This is a genomic window from Bacillus niameyensis, from assembly GCF_001375535.1.
In the GTDB taxonomy this organism is placed as follows: Bacteria; Bacillota; Bacilli; order Bacillales; family Bacillaceae_C; genus Lederbergia; species Lederbergia niameyensis.
The window spans coordinates 3391947-3395931 of record NZ_LN831197.1 but is presented as its reverse complement, the minus strand read 5'-3'; the positions used below and the strand labels follow the sequence as shown (position 1 = coordinate 3395931).

At 38.9% G+C, this 3985-nt stretch carries 5 protein-coding genes; 1 reads left to right on the top strand and 4 read right to left on the bottom strand.

Annotated features, from left to right (window positions below):
• On the bottom strand, positions 1–676 hold a 676-nt coding region (locus tag BN1243_RS15920), incomplete at its 3' end, for a ketose-bisphosphate aldolase (RefSeq protein ID WP_062108429.1).
• Between the two features lie 218 nt (positions 677–894).
• Positions 895–1257: a response regulator gene (locus tag BN1243_RS15915; RefSeq protein ID WP_062108427.1), complete on the bottom strand. Its 363-nt coding sequence runs from the start codon at positions 1255–1257 to the stop codon at positions 895–897.
• 190 nt (positions 1258–1447) lie between these two features.
• Here BN1243_RS15915 and BN1243_RS15910 point away from each other — a divergent pair, with 190 nt between their 5' ends.
• A complete protein-coding gene (locus BN1243_RS15910) occupies positions 1448–1972 on the top strand; it encodes a DUF2529 domain-containing protein (protein WP_062108425.1) in 525 nt (174 codons plus the stop codon).
• 182 nt (positions 1973–2154) lie between these two features.
• Here the strand turns inward: BN1243_RS15910 and BN1243_RS15905 are convergent, their stop codons facing one another.
• Together BN1243_RS15905 and pyrG are read right to left on the bottom strand one after the other, a co-directional pair.
• The gene (locus tag BN1243_RS15905) at positions 2155–2340 is read right to left on the bottom strand and encodes a transposase (RefSeq protein ID WP_062108423.1); all 186 of its coding nucleotides are present in this window, start codon (positions 2338–2340) and stop codon (positions 2155–2157) included.
• A gap of 392 nt (positions 2341–2732) precedes the next feature.
• A partial coding sequence (gene pyrG / locus BN1243_RS15900) for a glutamine hydrolyzing CTP synthase (protein ID WP_062108422.1) occupies positions 2733–3985 on the bottom strand: 1253 nt, incomplete at its 5' end.

Genomic DNA, 3985 nt, shown 5'->3' with positions numbered 1-3985 from the left:
AAATAGCACGCTGAATATCTTTTGTCGGGATTCCAGTACCGCCATGAAGAACAAGTGGAATACCAGTCAAATCACGAACTTCTTCCATTCGATCAAAGCCAAGATTTGGTTCACCTTTGTAAGGACCATGAACAGATCCTAATGCAGGAGCAAAGCAATCTACTTTTGTTTCACGAACAAGACGATCGCATTCTGCTGGAATAGCATATGCTGCATCTGCATCATCAACTGTTAAATCATCTTCTTGTCCACCAATTCGTCCAAGTTCTGCTTCAACAGATACTCCATGAATATGAGCAAGTTCAACAACTTTTTTAGTCAACTCAATGTTTTCTTCTAATGGGAAATGGGAACCGTCAATCATAACAGATGTGAAACCTGCATGAATTGCTTGTGCACATGCTTCAAAACTTGAACCATGGTCAAGGTGAATTGCGACAGGAACGGTAGTACCATATTCCTCCATTAAACTTTCGACCATTTTTACAACAAACTTAAATCCGCCCATATAGCGCGCGGCACCCTCTGATACACCAAGGATAACAGGTGATTTTTCTTCTTCAGCAGCTTGAAGGATCGCTTGAGTAAACTCAAGGTTATTGATATTAAATTGGCCTACTGCGTATTTTTCATCTTTTGCTTTATTAAGCATGTCAGTCATGGAAACTAAAGGCATACTTTCTTCCTCCTCTAAGTAAACTGCGCACTGGTGTGCTAGGACTATCCGGCTCCATTTTGCTGGGCTGGATTTATTTCTTTATTATCATATCAAATTCGTCTTTTTATTACCAATGATAGCAAACTTTTTTAGAAGGAAACCTTATTTTACAATACCATGCACTGATAGTAAGACCTATTTAAAATAAAGCTTCACTTATTTATTATGTAAATGATCTAGTTCGAAATATACTTTTTTACAGTTTCTCGAACTTCTTGGATATCAAAGGGTTTAGTGAATTGACCCAGAATTCCTAGTTCTTTTGAAGCTTCTATCATTTCATGTTCTCCATAAGCCGTCATAATGATTACACGAATATGCTCATTTATTTGTTTCATTCTTTTGAGAATTTCGGGACCGTCCATCCCTGGAATCCGCATATCTAATAAAACCAGATCAGGATCATGCTCTTTTACGATCGATAAAGCTTGAGGACCGTTAGCTGCTTGAAAAATTTGAAAACCTTCTTTTTGAAAAATTTCGTTTAATAGTGTTCGAATACCAAACTGATCATCAACAATTAAAAGTTTTCCCTTCATTTCATCTCCCTCTCTACACTCATCATTATAAGCAAAATACTTGGAAGTTAATAGAGCATTAAGTTACAATTCCATAACTATTATTTCTGTTTCTTTTCAATTACTCCTTCCCTAATATGTAATTCTAGAAACTGTTTTTCCTATTTTTTTAATATATAATAAAAAGAATGGGTCAAAGGAGCGAATTTATATGCAAAAAATGTTCACAACCCAATTAATGGGACTTTTTAAGCGAATCATGGATCATGAAGAATATTCAATCGAGGACGGTGCTAGACTATTAGCCCAGGCGGCAGCAGGAGAAGGCACGATTTTCATTAAAGGTTTTGACGAAATGGATGGTGTTACCTTCGAAGCTTTGGAAGGCGCAGAACCTTTAAAAATTGCTCGTCGGCTTGAATCGGTCGCTAGTATAGAATCTGTAGATCGAGTCCTTATCCTGACACGCTATTCGGACCATGAGGAAGCTATAAAACTAGCTGAAGAACTTGCGGAAAAGGGGATACCTTTTGTAGCGATTTCTGGAAATAGAGATTCTGAAGGAAAAAGAATAACAGATCTTGCAGACGTCCATATCCACACCCACCTTCTAAAACCATTACTCCCAGGTGATGATGGAAATCGAGTTGGCTTCCCTTCTTTAATGGCAGGGCTTTATATTTATTCTTTATTGAAATTTGCGTTGGAAGAAATTTTAGAGGACTATGAAGATTAGCTTATATAAGGCAAGAGGAGAAAAATGACACTGTTTTCTCCTCCTGTTTTTGTATCTTTTTGCTTATTACCTGAAAATAGCCAGCATTCGCCAGCTATTTTCAGGAGATTGTGAGCAAAGGCCACAATTCCGAATTCAGTGTGGACCTTTTCAAGACCCCGTAGTAAAAATCTACGGAATGATCAATTGCCCTTGATGTGACCGAACACGCTTTCCACCTCAATCTTGCGCCGAGCGTAGATAGCTGCCTTCTTATCACATTCAAGGGCTGTTTTTGCTTTTGTTTTCATTTCTTCGAAAATCGGATTCCAATGAACTTGACGATCACCTTTGACTTTTGTGCAGACTTCTTTCAATGGGCAACCCAAACAGTCTTCTCATTCGTAAATCTTGTAGCTTTGCACAAATCCTGAGGCTTTTTTCTTGTTTTGATCCCTTTTAAAAATGATTCTCTGTCCATTCGGACAGATGAAGATATCGTCCTCTTCTTGATATGTCCAGTTCTTCACGTTCTTGAAGTCATTTTTATATTTACGCGTCTTTAAGCACGTTGATCGGAGCAGAAGGTGCGAGACTCCTGCGGGAATAACATGAGCCTTGAGACCCCGCAAGTCGCACAGCGACTGAGGAGGCTCAAGCCATGCCCGCGGAAAGCGAGTGCCTTCTGCGGAAATCAACACCCTCGTTTAAAACAACTAAAAGAGGCAGCCAAAAAGGGAAGTGATCTTCCACTTTTTGGACAGCCCCCTTCTCTATTTCTTTAATTTTTAAAAGATGCTTCAATAAAACGGTAAAACAATGGGTGTGGCTTAGTTGGACGTGATTTGAATTCTGGATGGAATTGGCTTGCGACAAACCAAGGATGATCCTTTAATTCCACAATTTCTACTAAGCGGCCATCTGGGCTTGTACCAGAAAAGATAAATCCGTGTGCTTCCATTTGCTCCCGATATAAATTATTGAATTCATAACGATGGCGATGGCGTTCCTCTATCAAATCTTGGTCATAGGCTTCATACGCTTTTGTACCTTGTTCAATTTTACATGGATAAAGGCCAAGACGTAATGTTCCGCCTAAGTCTTCTACATCTCCTTGATCAGGCAATAAATCAATAATAGGGTATTCTGTCTCAGGAACAAGTTCTGATGAATGAGCTGATTCCAACCCTAAGACATTACGTGCATATTCAATGGATGATAGCTGCATTCCTAAGCAGATCCCAAGAAATGGGACTTTCTTTTCGCGGGCATATTGAATGGCTGCTAATTTCCCATCTACTCCGCGATCACCAAATCCGCCTGGAACTAAAATACCATCTACATCGCTTAGTAATTCTGCGACATTTTCAGAAGAAAGATCTTCAGCATTTAACCATTTAATATCAATATCAGAATCGAATGCATAGCCTGCATGTTTCAAGGCTTCGACTACAGAAATATAAGCATCTTGAAGCTCTACATATTTTCCAACGAGGGCGATTTTCGTTGTTTTAATCAGTCCTGAAACTTTTTCTACTAGTTGCTTCCATTCGGTCATATCTGCTTCATTACAAATTAATTTAAGGTGATTACAAACAATTTCATCTAGCTTTTGTTCCTGCAAAGAGAGTGGAATGGAGTACAAAGTGCTGGCATCCCGCGCCTCAATGACTGAACCTTTATCAATATCACAAAATAATGCTAACTTATCTTTCATTTCTTCAGAAATCGGGTGTTCTGTGCGGACGACTAGAACATTTGGTTGAATCCCTAAACTATGAAGTTCTTTCACGCTATGCTGCGTTGGCTTTGTTTTCATTTCCCCAGCAGCTTGTAAATAAGGAATAAGCGTACAATGAATATACATAACATTGTTTAGGCCAACATCATACTTCATTTGACGAATGGCTTCTAGAAAAGGCAGAGACTCGATATCGCCAACCGTTCCCCCAATTTCTGTAATAACTACATCTGCTTTCGTCTTTTCTGCTGCCCGGTAAATACGCTCTTTAATTTCATTCGTAATATGAGGAA